The organism is Thermobacillus composti KWC4, from assembly GCF_000227705.2.
GTDB classification, from domain to species: Bacteria; Bacillota; Bacilli; order Paenibacillales; family Paenibacillaceae; genus Thermobacillus; species Thermobacillus xylanilyticus.
Genome location: NC_019897.1, coordinates 701,217 through 717,097 on the forward strand (window position 1 = coordinate 701,217; position 15,881 = coordinate 717,097).

The following is a 15,881-nucleotide window of genomic DNA, read 5'->3' on the forward strand; positions in this document are numbered from 1 at the left end:
CGGAAGGTTAACTGGAAACGGACGCCGAATCCGGCTACAATGGTGGAAGCGGCCTACCGGCCGATGCCATGGATGAGGCGGGGGTTGGCTTGGCAGTCAAAAGGGCTAGACTCATTTATAATCCGACGTCCGGCCGCGAAGAGATCAGACGAAGGCTGCCGGACATTCTGCAACGGCTCGAGCGGGGCGGCATCGAGACGAGCTGCCACGCGACGACCGGCGAAGGGGACGCGACGATTGCGGCTTCGGAGGCGATCGAGCGCGGCTTCGACATGATCATCGCCGCGGGCGGCGACGGGACGCTGTACGAAGTGATCAACGGGATGGCGCGCCATGAGAAACGGCCGCCGCTCGGCATCCTGCCGCTCGGGACGACGAACGATTTCGCGCGGGCGGTCGGCATCCCGAAGCACTGGGAATACGCGGTCGACCTGATCGTCGCCCAGTACAAGCGGACGATCGACCTCGGGCAGGCGAACGACCGGTATTTCATCAATATCGCCGGCGGCGGTTCGCTGACGGAGCTGTCCTACGAGGTGCCGAGCAAGCTGAAGACGATGATCGGGCAGCTCGCCTATTATATGAAAGGCATCGAGAAAATGGTGAACTTCCGGCCGACCAAGGTGCGGATCGAGGCGGAAGGCGTCGGCGAGATCCACGAGAAGATCATGCTGTTCCTGATCTGCAACAGCAATTCGGTCGGCGGGTTCGAGCGGCTGGCGCCGGATGCGAGCATCGACGACGGGCTGTTCGAGGTCATCATTCTGAAGAAATGCAATCTCGCCGAGTTCCTCCGGGTGGCGACGCTGGCGCTCAGGGGCGAGCATTTGAACGATCCGCTCATCATGCATTTCCGGTCGCGGCATATCAAGGTGACGACGGAGGATCACGTGCAGCTCAACCTGGACGGCGAGTACGGCGGCACGCTGCCGTGCACGTTCACGGCGTTGAAGGGGCATCTCGAGATTTTCGTGGATGAGCAAGGCATTGCGTCTTATCGCAAGCGGCTGATCGCGGGCACGCAGTTGTGACGCGGCGGCCGCTTGACGTTATTTTCTTGACGTGATCAAGTGAAGCGGAATGGGGTCAGGCAGTGAGAACAACGACGGATGTGCCGGTGAGAAAAAACGACGAAGTGACGCTCGACATCATCGGTCTGACGCAGGACGGCGAAGGCGTGGGACGGGCGGACGGATTCACCCTGTTCGTGCAGGGCGCGCTGCCGGGCGAGCGGATTAAGGCGAAGGTGCTGAAGGTGAAGAAGCAGTACGGCTACGCCAAAATGCTGGAGCTGCTTCAGGCCAGCCCCGACCGCGTGGAGGCGCCGTGTCCGATCTATCGGCAGTGCGGCGGGTGTCAGCTGCAGCATATGGATTATGCGGCGCAGCTTGCGTGGAAGCGGCAGCATGTGATCGACAGCCTGACGCGGATCGGGAAGCTGCGGGTGGCGGATGTTGCGGGCGAGGGCGTCGTCGTGCACCCGACGATCGGGATGGCCGAGCCGTGGCGCTACCGGAACAAGGCGCAGGTGCCGATCGGCATGGCGCTGGCCGATATGGCGGACGGCGCGGCCGGCTCGCTGATCGGCGGGTTCTATGCGCGGGGCTCGCACCGCATCATCGACATGGACGCGTGCTTCATCCAGCACGAGCGGAACGACGAGGCGGTGCGCCTGGTGAAGGCGCTCGGCACGCGGCTCGGCATCCGCGCGTACGACGAGACGACCGGCCGCGGGCTGCTCAGGCATGTCGTCGTGCGGACCGGCTTTGCGACCGGCGAGACGATGGTGTGTCTCGTCACGAACGGGACGCGCATTCCGCGCGTGGACGAGCTGGTGGAGGGCATCCGGCGGGCGCTTCCGGATGTGCGCAGCATCGTGCAGAATGTGAACACGCGGAACACGAACGTGATCTTCGGCGACGAGACGCGGGTGCTGTGGGGGAGCGACGTCATCCATGACGAGCTGGACGGCATCCGGTTCGCAATCTCGGCGCGTTCGTTCTATCAGGTGAACCCGGCGCAGACGGTGGCGCTGTACCGGAAGGCAGTCGAATACGCGGGCTTGACGGGGCGCGAGACGGTCATCGACGCGTACTGCGGCATCGGCACGATCTCGCTGTTCCTGGCGCGGCGCGCGGGCAAGGTGTACGGCGTCGAGTCGGTGCCGGAGGCGGTCGAGGATGCGCGGCGCAACGCGGCGCTGAACGGGATCGCGAACGCCTCGTTCGAGGTCGGGCTCGCGGAAGAGGTGATTCCGCGCTGGCGCGAGGCAGGCGTCGCGGCGGATGTGATCGTCGTCGATCCGCCGCGCAAAGGCTGTGACGCGCAGCTGCTCGACACGATCGTGCGGATGCGGCCGAAGCGGGTCGTGTATGTCTCGTGCAACCCGGCGACGCTGGCGCGCGATCTCGCGGTGCTCGAGGCGGGCGGCTTCCGCACGGTGGAGGTGCAGCCGGTGGACATGTTCCCGCATACGGGGCATGTTGAGTGTGTGGTGTTGCTCGTAAGGAAATGATATATCGGAGTCGCATTTACCTGCCTTAAGCCCGGACGTATTAAGCGTTCGGGACCTTGTTTTTTGAAGGCGTCGGGGCCTCGTTACAGTGAATTTATACGTGAAATAAATGAAATCAGCTTTAATATTTCTATAAAATCGTCATTTAAGATTAAGTTACATGAGGTATGGAACAACGTATTGTTCAGTGGTTGAGGGAGTATCCTGATCTCTCTGCCGCTCAAAGAACGAGGCAAAGCGATTCCGGAGGTAGAGGTTCCTTCGGAGTTCTCGTTCCAAGCATCTTAAACGACAGCCCACGCTAGCTTGACACTGACGGTCTGGCGTCCGGTTGACCTTAGATTTATAAAGAAAAGATAAAATAAGCAGGAACTACACATAATTATGTTACATTGGTTCACAGGAGGAGCTGCCGATGAAAGCGCGACTGCTGCTGGTTGAAGATGATTCGGAAATTGCCCGTGTAATCCGCGACACGTTCATTCGTGAAGGATACGAAGTGACATGGGCGACCACGGGGGCAGAAGGCTGGGAAGATTTTCAGGACCGTGCTTATGATCTGGTTCTTATCGATCTCATGCTGCCGGAAATGGACGGCTTTGATCTGTGCAAAAATATCCGCTGGCAAAGCGATGTTCCGATCATCATCATCAGCGCCCGCAAAGAAGATGAGGACAAAGTTGAAGGTCTTCATCTCGGTGCGGATGATTATGTGGCCAAGCCTTTCAGCCTGGGGGAACTGAAAGCGCGGGTGGAGTCCCACTTGCGGCGCTGGCGGCGTTACCAAGGCATGCCGAAGCTCGCGGACAAGACGGATTATGCGCTTGGCCTGACCATTCACTGGGATCAGGAAACAGCCCTGCTCAATGGCCGGGAAATCCCCTTGACGGTGAAAGAATTTGCGCTTTTGAAGGTGTTGGCGCAAAACCCGGGGACCGTTTTCACGAAAAACGAGCTGTATCAGCATGTGTGGCAGCAAGCTGAAGCCGAAGGCTTGCATACCGTCACCGTCCATGTCAAATCGCTGCGGGAAAAACTCGCCGATCCGGTGAAAAATCCATCTTTCATTCAAACGGTCTGGGGCAAAGGTTACCGGTTTATCGGTGAGCCGATATGAAAATCAAAACATGGCTCCTGCTTTCGTACTTTGTCGTCATGCTCCTCCCGCTCGCCGCGGCGTATTTGTTATTTGCCTGGATCAACATATACCACAACGATCGGAATGTGGAAGAATACGTTCAAAAGTCTCTGCAGCTGAACCGGATCGTGTCTGTTCTGGACAACCCCGCGCTGTACCAGCCGAACATTGAACGGCCACAGATAGAAAAATTGGTAAGCCCCCAAGTTTCCATCGTGCTCTTTAACCGCGACGGACTTGTGCTGTATACGTCCAATCCGTTGCAGGTTCCGCCGCATTTTGCCCTCGGCCGGAAACAATTGTACGAAAATTTGTATACACTTGAACAAGGCTTCCGCGCTTACCGTTACAAGCAGCCGGTGTTTAACGGCAATGAGCTGGCCGGGTTTTTCGAACTTCAGTTGAGCCGGGACGAGTGGGCGGCGGGAGTGGGCAAGCGCACGCGTTGGGTGGCGTTCGTGTTCGCCGGGGGGTTTGTGCTGATTTATTTGACCGTCGTGTGGTTCGTCAACCGCAAGTTGAACCGCAGGTTGAACCGCCTGATGGAGCAGATGACCGCCTTCGCCCGGCGGGAACCGTTCGAGGAAATGCCGTCGGGAAACGATGAGATCGGCGAACTGACGAAGCATTTCTACGGGATGCGCCGGCAAATCGAGGAGGCTCACGAGAAGATTGCCAGACAGCAGCAGGAAAAAGAATTGCTGATCGCCAGCATCTCCCACGATTTGAAAACGCCGCTGACGTCGATTCGCGCCTATGCCGAATCTTTGGCTTTGCCAAATGAGCTGAAGGCTGAGGATCGTGAGGAGTACAGCAGGATCATTGCCGAAAAAGCGGATTACATGAAACAGATGCTCGACGATTTGACGGTGTACACCCTGCTTCAGTCGCCGGCATACGAAATGGAGCTTGCCGAGGTGGACGGCGATGAATTTTTCGAAATGCTGTTATCCGGTTACGAGCCGATATGCCGGGAGAAAAACATTCGCCTGCGCGTGCATTGTGATGTGACGGGGACTGTCCGCGTCAATCCGCGCCAGATGATGCGTGTGGCGGACAATCTGATGAGCAATGCCGTCCGGCATACGAAGCCTGGAGCGAATATTTTGCTCGCCGCGGTCTCCTCCGGCCGCCCGCTGCCGGAAGGCCTGTTCTCCTTCGTCACGAATCAGGCAGAGCTGCATAAGGAGGACGGCGTCTATCTCATTGTGCAGAATGAAGGCGAAGGCATGGATGAAGAACAACTGTCCCGCGTGTTCGAGCCGCTTTACCAGGCCGATGAGGCACGGAGCAAAAACGGTGAGCGGGGGACGGGCCTCGGACTCAGCATCACCCGCCAGATCATCCGGAAGCATGGTGGAACGGTGCACATTTTTGCGCAGAAGGGAGACGGAACTTGTGTCGTCTGCTTCCTGCCGAAAACAACAAGAGAAGGTGAACAACGGTGAAATTCACAAGGTTAAGGAATATTGCGGGAATGTTTGGGGTCGGAGTGTTGGCAATGGGGCTTTTCGGTTGTTCTTCGGGCAGTCCATTTTTGCCGGAGCAGGTGATCAACAACGCGCTGGAACGCGCGAAGGAACCGGCGTCGTATTATCTGGAAGCGGAGATGAGGACGGTTGAAGGCGGCAAAGAAACGGAACGCATCCTCTTGAAAGAGTGGGTCAGCGAGGAAGGCCAAAGACGAACCGAAACGCAGTATGCCGACGGCAGCGGAAAAAGTATTGCCGTGCATGACGGCGCGAAACTGATCAGTTACCAACCGGAGACGAATCAGGCGTTTCTCATCGAAAACGCGGAATTGTCCGAACTGAATCAAATGTCGCCGAAACACCAGGTGGAACAGCTCCTGAACATGATCCGGGACACGCACGAGATCACGGGCGGCGGTGAAGAGAAAATTGCCGGGCGAGAGGCCTACCGTCTGAACGCCAAAGCGAAAGACAAGGACAGTCTGATCGGCGATCAGGAGCTGTGGATTGACAAGGAAAACTGGATGGTGCTCAAAATGGTTTCCGCTTCCGGCGATGTGCGGAGTGAAATGGTGCTGACCAAGGTCGATTTGAACCCCGCGATTCCCGCCGAGACGTTCGTCCTGGAACTGCCGGAACATGTGCAGATCGTTGATCTGGAAGAGATGAACCGGACCACGGAAGTGACGCTTGCGGAAGCGGCGGAAAATATCGGCGCAGCATTTCTTTATTTCCCGGAAAGCGGCGGCCTTTCCATCTCCAGGATTGAACTGGCGGAGCTTGCGGGCGAACTGAAGCGCAAAGAAGTGAACTTCGATTACCAGAAGGACGGGCTTCCCTCGTTTACGATGACCGTGTTTCCGTCCCCGGAAGACAGCGGAGAAGATATCGGCAGACTTCCGGGAGAGGAGGCCGTCACGGTTCGCGGCCAGGAAGGAACCTATATGGAAATGGGGGATTTCCGCTCGCTTGTATGGCAGGAAAACGGCTTGAATTATTCGATCGTATTCGTCGATCCGAACCTGACGCTCGAACAGTTTACGGCTTTGGCGGACAGCATGGCATTGTACACAGGGGAGTGATCGTAAAACGTGCTTGACAACGCGTTCCCTGGTCATGTGCTGCCCGATATGCCGGCCATTGTGCTTGTTGTATTTCTGGCCATTCTCACCAACCTGGTTGCCGTGCTGCTGCCGAAAGAAATCGCCTCCGCGGCGGAGATTTTGTTTTCCGCCGCAGTGATCGCCTGTTTGTTTATCGTGTTTCCGTTCGGACAGGCGTCCATCTTGCTCACGCTTGGGGCCAGCGCTTACGGAAATTTTGGTCAGCTTGCCGATCGGCAAAAAAGAGAGAAGTACAAGGAATTGGAGCGCAAACTGCGGGAAGCTGATGCCGTGGAATTGCTGCAGGACAAAGATCAAAGGCGCATCGCCGCCGATCTGGGGCTCGCGCTCATCGTTTGTTCGGGAGCCGTCCTGTTTTTCCTGCTGGCCCCGGACAGCTATGTTGCCGCCAAACTGATTGCCGGCATGACGCTTTTATCCGTGTTGGCGAAAATGATTGAGCGGATAGGCAATTTTTTTCTCTGCCCGATTGTATTGGCTGCCGGGAGAAGAACGACTGGTCATCTTCTCCTTGTTTCAGCCACGGAATTATCCGCTGAAGGATGTCAAGGAAGTGCTGAGCGAATCCAGGCCGGATTTGCTGAAACTGCATCCCCTGTTTACGTTTTTTTCGGAAAACCGGGATTATACAAGTTCATTTGGGGAGGTACTCAGGCTTTCCTTTCCCGGAGAAAATGTTTTTATCACCCCGCGGCAAGTGAACGATTGGAAAAACGTGTTTGCGCCATATGGCAAACAGGCAGCTTTCAAGGCGAGCGTCGGTGACAGCCCGCAGCATGTTGTTCCTGGTGCATTAAATCTTCAGCATACAAAGGATGTCCTGCCGCTTTGGCATCCTGCCGTGCTTAAGCGTCTGTTCTGGAAAGGGTATTTTGCCGTTACGGTTAAAGGCATCTCCGCGTATACGGGACTGCTGCTTATGCTGATCTGGCTGGATGTGCCTGCCTGGGCCGCTGCGGTGTTTGTCCTCTTGTGGTGGGCGCTGAATCTGTACGTGTCCGACCGTGTTTTGATCGCAGCGACGGACGCGGAACTGCTTGCCGAGGGAGAACTTCATGACCGGGCGCAGGCGATATTGAAAAGGGCGGGCATTCCCCGCACGCGGCTGTTTGTTGTGGATTCGCCGGTTTACAACGGGATGGCGATGGGCATGAATATCGGCCGCGCGGCGATCATGCTGACGTCGGCCACCTTGCGCCTGCCGCCGGATACAGTAGAAGCGATCCTGGCGCACGAGGCGGTTCATGTGAAAAAACGCGACGTGCTCCTGAATCAATTGGCGCGGCTTGCGCTTTTCGTCGGTTTGGGCGGGTTGGTATATTTGTATTTTACAGAACTGAAGTGGCTTGCTGAAAACTGTGCTTTTCTCCTCTTTGTGCTGGTGTATGCGCTGATGTTTGTTTTTCCCGTTTATTTGTCTTTTTGTTCTCAATGGTGCGAAGTCAGGGCGGATCACCTGGGGGCCGCTCTGCTTTCCGGAGGGTATCGGCAAATGGCAGACGGACTGGCGGATTTGGCCCGCGCCCAGGAGCGAGACAGCGAAAGGTCGGTTGTCTACAGTCTGCCGGAAGGGCGCACCGATTCGCCAGTGCCGTCAAGTTTGGAGCGGGACAAGTGGTTTTGGCGGCTGCTGAAATTTCAATTTATGCTCCACCCGCCATTGTATTGGCGGATTCAAAGCTTGGGCAAGCATGCCGACTGGCGGGAAGCGCGCAAGGATTGGATGATCGACCGGTTCAAGGAGTCGTATCCGGATTTCTTTCGGAAGAAACGTGCTTGAGCAAATAGAAAAATTAATTAGTTTCCCCTGAAAAAGTCGGCTGTTTTAAGCAAAATAAAAGGAATTCATCTCCTCCATGTGGAAATAGGAAGTTGCCGAGACAACCTATCCCAAGAGGCGAATTCCTTTGTCTTAATAGTTCAACATCGCCCCTTGGGAATCCTTCCTTGAGGTGAAGAAAATTGTTGAAACTTCGCGACGAACAATTAACCCTGTGGGATACGATTCTTCCAGAAGAAATACGGAAACTGCCTGCCGAATTGGCGATCATCGATGAACTGTTGGACGACGAAAGCTTCCTGCAGCCGTTTATGGAAAAGCATCCAACCAAGACGAAGATGGGCCGTCCCACCTACCCCATCGAGAAATACTTGCGCCTCATGGTGCTCAAACGCAAGTATAACCTGGGATACGAGTCCTTGATCAAAGAAGTCGGCGACAGCATCACTTGGCGCCTGTTCTGCCGAATCGCGATCGATGAACCGATGCCGGATCCTTCGACGCTCATCTACGCCCGCAAACGCTACGGCGACGAAGTCGTCGAACAGTTGAACGAAGCGCTCCTGCACAAGCTGAAGGAAAAGGCGGTGCTGAAGCATCGCAAATTGCGCACCGATACGACGGTCGTGGAGTCCGACATTCACCACCCCACAGACGCAACCTTGCTGCAGGACGGCGTCAAAGTCATCACCCACCTGGTGCGGAAGATCCGCCAAGTCGCTTCCCATGCCGCGCAAGGCTTTGAAGACCGTACCGCCGAGATCAAGGAGAAGATTCTGTCCATCGCTAAGGTACTTCGCCGCCGCAGCCGGGAGTCTTGGGAAGAAGTCGACCGGATCACCGAAAGCGTCATCGAAGTGACGGAAGCCGTGGTCGAGCAAGCAAACGCGGTTGTCGCAAAAATACGGGAGACCGGCAAACGGATGGCGCAACAGAGCAAAGGGCGGCTTCAAACAGCCATCACGCTGACCGGCCAACTGATCCGCCAAGCCAAGCAAGTCGTATCGGGGACGCGGGTCATCCCGGATCGCATCGTCAGCTTTTTCGATCCGGAAGCCCGGCCGATCAAGAAAGGCAAGTTAGCCAAAGGAACGGAGTTCGGGTATAAAGTCCGGATTGACGAAACGGAGAGCGGCTTCATTACCGGATATGCCGTGTACAATGGCAACCCGGCGGACGATGAACTGCTCATTCCGGCGGTCAAAGCCCACATCGAAACATTCGGCGTCGCCCCAACAGCTGTCGCGACGGATCGCGGTTTTTCCAGCAAGAAAAACGAATCGGCAGTGACGGCGCTCGGCGTCAAACGGGCCAGCTTACCCCGAAAGGGCAAGAAAGGCCAGGCGAGAACGGAACATGAAAACCAACCTTGGTTCAAAGACTTGCAGCGCTACCGTGCAGCAGGAGAGGCCAGGATCAGCCTCCTCAAGCGAAAGTACGGTTTAGGCCGCAGCAGGTACCGGGGCCTTGTCGGCTCAAAAAGCTGGGTCGGGTTCGGAATCCTGACCCACAACCTGGACAGAGCGGCCAAAATGCTCGCGAAGGCAGCAAAATAAGGAAGAATAAGGTAAATGGGCAGTCCTGAAAAAGGATGGGGATGAGGTGATGTTCACGATCGGACTTTTTCAGGAGCAACTAATTAGCAACTAACGCAGCAACTCCGCATCAATGGCGGAGTTTTTTTCTTGGAAACATATGATCCTAAATTTCGAAAGCCCGTAATATCAAACACTGAATATAGTGGATCTGCCTCGCGGACTGTAAAAAAGTAGAGGTTTCCCAGTCCATTCGATTCAGATCAACGTTATGCAGATGCACTTTCCCCCTCCCCGCTGAAGAGGCTGCGATTTCTTCCATGTTAAATTTAGGGTTTTCTCATTCCAAAAGTGCGATCCTGGCTTCTATTCGTTGCCATGCATACCGGTTTGCAAAGTCTTTCGCCAGCTTGAGAATGATGTTGCGACTATGCCGAATAATCGTTGCTGCGCAATGGAAGAACTCTAATCGGAACCGTGCGATTGTGTAACCTTGATGTACCGGTTCGCAGCAGCTTCGCTTGAATCGCTCGAACAAATTGTAGGCGAGTAATTTGATCAACAAGTCGAGTTCATTCGCCTCAAATTCGCTCGTCGCAATTCTATCAATGGAGAAGCCGTTCTTCGCTTCCTTGATATAGTTCTCCATTGAGCAGCGCTGGTTGTAGAAGCGCCACAGATCAAGCGGCTCCCATTCGAGGTTGGTGACGATCGCTTCGTATTGCCAGTCCGAATCGAACACCATGCGGGTCTGGCCATCATCAACGATGTGTGCCTTGCGAATAATGGCTACGCGGCGCGGCTTCTCCCAAGATGTCGCTTTGTAGATGATCGTAATCCCTTCGATGATCCAGTCTTCATCGACGAATCGTTTCCAGTACCGGCAGGCTGCGACTTGTTCTGCAAGGCGCTTTGTCCATTTCAACTTTCCGACGTAACCGATTCCTTTGCCTTCCCACAAGCCGTAGAAATCTTCACCGCCGAAGCCCTTATCGAACCTCGCGTACTTCACCGGATGCTCCCTCAGCAGTTCGAAGGTTTGGTGAAGAAAAGCTGACGCATCCGTGGAGGAGTGCGTATTGCCCGAACGTAGAACGGCATTCAAACATAGACGAGACTGTCCTTCGAAGGCCAGCAAAGGATGATAACTCTTACGGCCGGGCTTATGCGGGTTCGTGCCTTTAGCCGCTCCGCCCTGATCGCCATATACGGTTTCAACGGTGGAGTCAAGGTCCAGAATGAGAGCCTCTGGTAAACAAGGTCCAATGATTTCCTGATGGAGCGACCGCAATTCGGGCAACAGGTTCGGGTGCGATTTGCTAAGACGCGACAACTCTTTGTATAACAGCGAATGGTGCGGACAGCGTCCACCGAGAAACCGCTTTAGAAGCGAGTCTTGCTGTAGCTTGCGGAAATGGAAGAGGCGTTCGCAGCCGAGCATCCAGCCGACGACGAGATAAAGCAGAATACGGTAGACGGGGAACAGCGAGTTGTTTGCTTTCATGCATGACAGCCTTTGTAAAGCAGCGGCAAACTTGATTTTTTCGAGGTATTCCAGGAAGATTTTGATGCCGCCGAAACTGGTCGCGTTTTGTAAGGAAAATTCGGTCTGTCAAGCGTCTGTGAAAATGTCAGGTTAACTGTTCTATGAAAATGTCAGGGATGATAGCTGATTAAACAACCGCCGTCCTCTTGCAGACTAGCCGGATGCTGTGCTACGCTGTAACTGCTTGCTGGAGAATGGTTTTCTCCAGGGATGGTTTGCAGCGGGCTTGCGAGGGGACGCAGGCACCGCTTCTTTTTTGGCCATTGTTGGCGCCGGGGTCTGTGAGGCCTGCGTCTCCACACAAGGCCAGGCCCGCCCTTGATCCCACAGCCACACTTGTCCATCCATGCCGACACGCACTTCGACGACGCTCTTTGCTTCCCAGCGCGGAACACCGGGGACGGGCTTTGGCATGTAGCATTTCCCTTTCCAGGAGAACGTCTGCCCGCCGCTGATTCGCCGGTATTGCCGCCGGGCGAAGATGTGCTCCAGGGGTGTTTCGGGCAGCGGACGGTAGGCCGGTTCGGCATTTTGTGGTGCGACAGCGAACTGGCGGTTGTGCTTGGCGATGAGTTCCGGTAACACGCGATTGGCTTCCTCCATCGTGCACACGTTGCGCAGCCTAAGTTCGATCACCAGGCGGTCCTGGAACGTTTGCCAGAGCCGTTCGATCCGTCCTTTGGCCTGAGGAGACAGCGCCTTGATATGGGTAATGCCCAGATCGGCGAGGGCCTGCCCGAAGGTGGAAAGCGACGGCGGCTCACCGGCCAATTCCTGCTCGAGGGTCGGCTTGCCCTTGGGCGGGTGAAAAATGGAGTGTTGGTCGCTGTAGAGCGCAAGCGGTACGCCTTTGCGCCTAAGCCCCTCGATCATGACGGTCACGTAGCCCTCCAGTGTTTCGGTCGGGCGGAAGGTGGCCGCGACCACTTCCCCGGTGGCGTCATCGATGATGCCGTGCAGGGTGAGCATGGGACCGCGATCCTCCAGCCAGGCATAGGGAGAAGCATCGATCTGCCACAGCATGCCCGCCTGAGGTTTGCGGGGCCGGGGTCGGTGAGCCTTCGGACGACGGCGCAGCCGCGCGGGACGCAACCCGCCTTCCAGCAGAATGCGGCGGACCGAAGAGACGCTTAAATGGATGTTTTCGTGTTCGGCCAACAGTTCGGCAAAGTGGGTGGCATTGCTTCCGAAGTAGCGCTCCTGATACAAGAGCATAACGCGTTGTTTAAGCGAATCGGCCAAGGTATGAGCGGGCTTACGGCCCCGATTCCCATGAGCGATGGCTTGTGCACCTCCGTGACGATATTTGGCCTTGAGCCGATACGCTTGCCGAATACTGATGCCAAGAATGCGCGCGACATCCTGTTCCGCGAGACGGCCATCGATCCATTTTTCAAGAACCATAACGCGTTTCAGTTCACTCTTCGTCAAGGTGATCTGCTCCTTGCTCATACTGACATTTTCTCGGATCAGTTACACCCTGACAATATCACAGAACAACAACATCGAAGAAAGGGCTTGACCGAAAGAACCAATCAGGGAGGGCTTCTGCGCATGAGAATCGCGGGCGTGGAGTTGTCTGCGGATTTGCGTTTGGAATCGGTGGAATGGGCCAAGCTGCCGGGGGAGCGCCTCCGGGAAGCGGGTCGCAACGCCCGGCTTGGCGTGCACGGGAAATACCCGGAGCCGCCGGTCGCCGTCGTGCGCATCGGCGGGATCGTCGGTTTCGGGCTGTCGTTCATCCGCAAGGAGACGGCGGAAGGCATGATCGGCACCCCTGTTTACGAGTTTTTCGAGGAGAACGGCGCGGTGAAGGAGCCGTACCGTTCGCTGGAGTTCCCGCTGCTCGACTGGCTCGGCAAGGCGGCCGGCAAGCCGGTGTACGACCTGTTCCGCAGGGCGGATGCTCCTTCCGCGGCCGATGGCGTGCGGATCCCGTGTTATGACACGTCTCTGTATTTCGATGATTTGCACATGGAGGACGATCCCGCGGCGGCAGAATGGATGCGGCGCGAGGCGGAGGAAGGGAAAAGCCTCGGCCACCGCCATTTTAAAATCAAAGTCGGCCGCGGCGCGCGCTGGATGGACCCGGCAGCCGGTCTGAAGCGGGATATCGCCGTTATCCGGGCGGTGGCCGAAGTTGCCGGCCCCGAAGGCAAAGTGATGATCGACGCGAACAATGGGTATACGCTGAATCAGCTGAAGGAAGTGCTGCGGCAGACGCCGGACTTGTATTGGGTGGAGGAAGCGTTCCACGAAGACCGCGTGTTGTATGAAGATTTGCGGGAGTGGATGGCGAAGCATGATATCCGCGCGATGATCGCCGACGGCGAAGGGGATGCCTCCCCTCATCTGATGGATTGGGCGCAAGCCGGGGTCGTGGACGTGGTGCAATATGACATTATCGTTCCGGGATTCTCCGCATGGCTCGGGATCGGGGCGAAGCTGGACCAATGCGGCGTACTCTCCGCGCCCCACAGCTACGGCACCATTATCGGGAACTATGTCGGCGGGCACCTGGCGGGGGCGATCCGCGGCTTCCAGTTCGTCGAATGGGATGAAGGCGACGCGGCGGGTGTGGACCGCTCAGCCTATCGGGTGGAAGACGGCGCCGTTACGATCCCGAATCTGCCGGGGTTCGGCCTTGGCCTGGATCTGGAACGCTTTGCGAAGGAACGCGCGGCATCGGGCTGGAGGATCGGGTGAGAAGGAATAGCCTGATGTGAAGGTCTGTAACCTTCTCAACCTGTGGTATACTGGTTTTGGAGGAAGAAAAGGTGGTGCGATTCATGAATGTTAATCGCGAAGAGTTGAAACGCATGATAGACCACATTTCCGAACAGGAAGTAGCAGAACTGCTTGATTTTATCGGTTATTTAAACATGAAGCGCGAACGCGAGGCATTGAAAAATCTCGAACAGGCAAGCCTGACCAGTATGGACTTCTGGGACAATCCGGTTGATGATGAGGTTTGGAATGATGTATAAGCAGGGCGATATACTGCTGATCCCGTTTCCATTTACCGATTTGTCGTCAACGAAACAGCGTCCTGTACTTGTATTGTCCAATACCAAGTATAATGAATCGAACCAGGACATCGTTGTAGCCGCAATTACATCGAATTTGACGGAGAAAGAATATTCAATCTTGATAACCGCAAATGATCTCGACGAGGGAAAATTAAAGGTAGACTCCTTGATTCGGGCGGATAAGATTTACACATTCTCGAACCAGATCGTCATCAGAAAATTCGGGCATTTGAAAGCCGAAGTATATATTAGGGTTAAGGATCAGATCGAAAAGTTAATCAGAAGCTAACGCGAGCGTTTTGCAATAATCCAAGGCCTTGATCTGTAAGGATTTTCGGACATAAAAAAGGGACTTCACCCCAACTTGGAGAAGTTTTCAAGTGACCAAACAAGAAAACTTAAGGAGTGAAGTCACGATGTATATTCTCCAAGAAAGCTTGTTTTCCTTCGAGGAATTGCTAAAAATGCCGTCAAAAGAGCGATTGCCAATCTTCTTTAGCTCACGGGATCTCAGACCCTATGCCAAGGAATTAAGAAGCCGTTCACCCCGAGGCGCCGACGGACATTGCAGACAGGGCATTTTACGTGCGCTTCTGGCCGCCCCTCTTGAAGGAATCGCTACCTTAACGGCTTTGCATCATCGGTTGAGCACGGACCTTCGGTTCCGCTATCAGTGCGGACTTTCGCTTGATCGGGAAGCTCCATCCATCTCCACACTCAGCCGTGTGTTTGCCGACGTCACGAAAAAGGAACTGGCCAAGCGGCTGTTTGAGGATCGGGTTGCCCACCTCAGGCTAGAAGGTGTTCTGGACGGCAGCCACGTGGCAATTGACAGCACCGCCATCCGTGCTTACGAGAGAAAGCAACCCAAGCGAAAAAGCGAACAGACCGGCAATGCCAATTGGGGAGTGAAACTCGATTCGTTCGGCAACAAGATCACCTGGTTTGGGTACAAACTCCATCTGGCGGTCGATACGAAAAGCGAATTGCCGCTTGCGCTGGAAGTCACGCCTGCGCATGTCAATGACGGAGAAAAGGCGCCGGGCCTGATGGAACAAGCCGCATCCAGAACCGCTCCGAGGTTTTTCATGCTGGACGCAGGCTATGATCAGTTGAAGGTTTACGAGGCCGCGCGAAACGTCAAGGCTCAAGCCATCATTCCGCTCAACCTCAGGCGCGAGAAGGAACCGCCTGCCGGCATGCGGTCCAACGGGACGCCATGCTGTTCCATGGGCTATGCCATGACGTACTGGGGAGCGGACGGCGACATCCTGAAGTTTCGCTGTCCGCACGCAACCGGCAAAGTCGACGGTCCGCTTGGCATGGCCGCTTGCTCGTCCTCGAATTATGGCATGGTCGTGAAAGTGGACGTCAGGGAAGACCTCCGGCGGTATTGCCATCCACATCGGGATACCAAACGCTGGAAAGCACTTTACAATGAGCGAACGAGCGTTGAGCGCTGCAATGCGCGACTGAAATGCTCTTTGACAGCAGATGCCTTGCATGTGCGCGGGATCGAGAAAGTAACAACTCACCTGTATCTGAACGCCATCGTTCTGCTTGCATCTGCAGTAGCCGCATCTCGCTTGGCAAAAGCGGTCGCTTAAAAACGAGCGTTTCCCGAAAATTCTGCAGGTCTGCCCATTTTTATGACCAATAAACTCCAATTACACATTTTTAAACGTTAAAGCCAGGAATTAACTGCTGCTAGTTGAGGACTCCCTATGAAGCTGGCTTCAAAA

12 protein-coding genes and 2 pseudogenes are annotated in these 15,881 nt (G+C 55.5%); 12 read left to right on the forward strand and 2 right to left on the reverse strand.

The features are described 5' to 3' along the window. The first annotated feature begins 68 nt into the window (after nt 1-68). The 8 genes and pseudogenes from THECO_RS03270 (at nt 69) to THECO_RS03300 (ending at nt 9,585) form a co-directional block, all read left to right on the forward strand. Entirely contained in the window at nt 69-1,031 is a 963-nt protein-coding gene (locus tag THECO_RS03270; RefSeq protein WP_041853772.1) for a diacylglycerol kinase, read from the forward strand. Between the two features lie 62 nt (nt 1,032-1,093). Further along, entirely contained in the window at nt 1,094-2,515 is a 1,422-nt protein-coding gene (rlmD, locus tag THECO_RS03275) for a 23S rRNA (uracil(1939)-C(5))-methyltransferase RlmD (RefSeq protein ID WP_157373506.1), read from the forward strand. Nucleotides 2,516-2,930: 415 nt separating this feature from the next. Beyond that, nucleotides 2,931-3,632 (forward strand): response regulator transcription factor, encoded by a 702-nt coding sequence (locus THECO_RS03280; RefSeq protein ID WP_015253648.1) that lies wholly within the window; start codon nt 2,931-2,933, stop codon nt 3,630-3,632. Beyond that, complete coding sequence (locus THECO_RS03285; protein ID WP_015253649.1) at nt 3,629-5,101, forward strand: sensor histidine kinase; 1,473 nt, start codon at nt 3,629-3,631, stop codon at nt 5,099-5,101. The genes THECO_RS03280 and THECO_RS03285 overlap by 4 nt, the downstream gene beginning before the upstream one ends. Before the next feature lie 53 nt (nt 5,102-5,154). Then, nucleotides 5,155-6,207 (forward strand): LolA family protein, encoded by a 1,053-nt coding sequence (locus THECO_RS03290; RefSeq protein WP_232427730.1) that lies wholly within the window; start codon nt 5,155-5,157, stop codon nt 6,205-6,207. Between the two features lie 553 nt (nt 6,208-6,760). Then, a pseudogene (locus tag THECO_RS22795) lies at nt 6,761-6,916 on the forward strand (M56 family metallopeptidase); the annotation flags it as partial. A gap of 30 nt (nt 6,917-6,946) precedes the next feature. Next, the gene (locus THECO_RS03295; RefSeq protein ID WP_232427732.1) at nt 6,947-8,029 is read left to right on the forward strand and encodes a M56 family metallopeptidase; all 1,083 of its coding nucleotides are present in this window, start codon (nt 6,947-6,949) and stop codon (nt 8,027-8,029) included. 182 nt (nt 8,030-8,211) lie between these two features. Continuing rightward, nucleotides 8,212-9,585, forward strand: coding sequence for an ISNCY-like element ISTco5 family transposase (locus THECO_RS03300; protein ID WP_015253349.1), 1,374 nt, complete (start codon nt 8,212-8,214; stop codon nt 9,583-9,585). 319 nt (nt 9,586-9,904) lie between these two features. Here THECO_RS03300 and THECO_RS03305 read toward each other — a convergent pair. Together THECO_RS03305 and THECO_RS03310 are read right to left on the reverse strand one after the other, a co-directional pair. Continuing rightward, a pseudogene (locus THECO_RS03305) lies at nt 9,905-11,176 on the reverse strand (IS1380 family transposase); the annotation flags it as partial. An 87-nt stretch (nt 11,177-11,263) separates the two neighbouring features. Then, nucleotides 11,264-12,541 carry an ISNCY family transposase gene (locus THECO_RS03310; protein WP_015253652.1) on the reverse strand — a complete coding sequence of 426 codons (1,278 nt, stop codon included), beginning with the start codon at nt 12,539-12,541 and terminating at the stop codon, nt 11,264-11,266. Nucleotides 12,542-12,664: 123 nt separating this feature from the next. Between THECO_RS03310 and THECO_RS03315 the strand changes: the two genes are divergently transcribed. From THECO_RS03315 to THECO_RS03330, 4 genes are all read left to right on the forward strand, one after another. Further along, nucleotides 12,665-13,816 (forward strand): mandelate racemase/muconate lactonizing enzyme family protein, encoded by a 1,152-nt coding sequence (locus THECO_RS03315; RefSeq protein WP_015253653.1) that lies wholly within the window; start codon nt 12,665-12,667, stop codon nt 13,814-13,816. 83 nt (nt 13,817-13,899) lie between these two features. After that, entirely contained in the window at nt 13,900-14,097 is a 198-nt protein-coding gene (locus THECO_RS03320) for a hypothetical protein (RefSeq protein ID WP_015253654.1), read from the forward strand. Further along, nucleotides 14,090-14,428: a type II toxin-antitoxin system PemK/MazF family toxin gene (locus tag THECO_RS22655; protein ID WP_015253655.1), complete on the forward strand. Its 339-nt coding sequence runs from the start codon at nt 14,090-14,092 to the stop codon at nt 14,426-14,428. Before THECO_RS03320 ends, THECO_RS22655 begins: the two co-directional genes overlap by 8 nt. A gap of 127 nt (nt 14,429-14,555) precedes the next feature. Continuing rightward, on the forward strand, nt 14,556-15,746 hold the full coding sequence (locus THECO_RS03330; RefSeq protein ID WP_015253656.1) for a transposase: 1,191 nt from the start codon (nt 14,556-14,558) through the stop codon (nt 15,744-15,746). Nucleotides 15,747-15,881: the final 135 nt, after the last annotated feature.

Coding starts and splice junctions, on each gene's coding strand:
- THECO_RS03270 (WP_041853772.1), top strand. CDS start 69: ATGGATGAGGCGGGGGTTGGCTTGGCAGTCAAAAGGGCTAGACTCATT.
- THECO_RS03280 (WP_015253648.1), top strand. CDS start 2,931: ATGAAAGCGCGACTGCTGCTGGTTGAAGATGATTCGGAAATTGCCCGT.
- THECO_RS03285 (WP_015253649.1), top strand. CDS start 3,629: ATGAAAATCAAAACATGGCTCCTGCTTTCGTACTTTGTCGTCATGCTC.
- THECO_RS03290 (WP_232427730.1), top strand. CDS start 5,155: ATGGGGCTTTTCGGTTGTTCTTCGGGCAGTCCATTTTTGCCGGAGCAG.
- THECO_RS03315 (WP_015253653.1), top strand. CDS start 12,665: ATGAGAATCGCGGGCGTGGAGTTGTCTGCGGATTTGCGTTTGGAATCG.
- THECO_RS03320 (WP_015253654.1), top strand. CDS start 13,900: ATGAATGTTAATCGCGAAGAGTTGAAACGCATGATAGACCACATTTCC.
- THECO_RS22655 (WP_015253655.1), top strand. CDS start 14,090: ATGTATAAGCAGGGCGATATACTGCTGATCCCGTTTCCATTTACCGAT.
- THECO_RS03330 (WP_015253656.1), top strand. CDS start 14,556: ATGTATATTCTCCAAGAAAGCTTGTTTTCCTTCGAGGAATTGCTAAAA.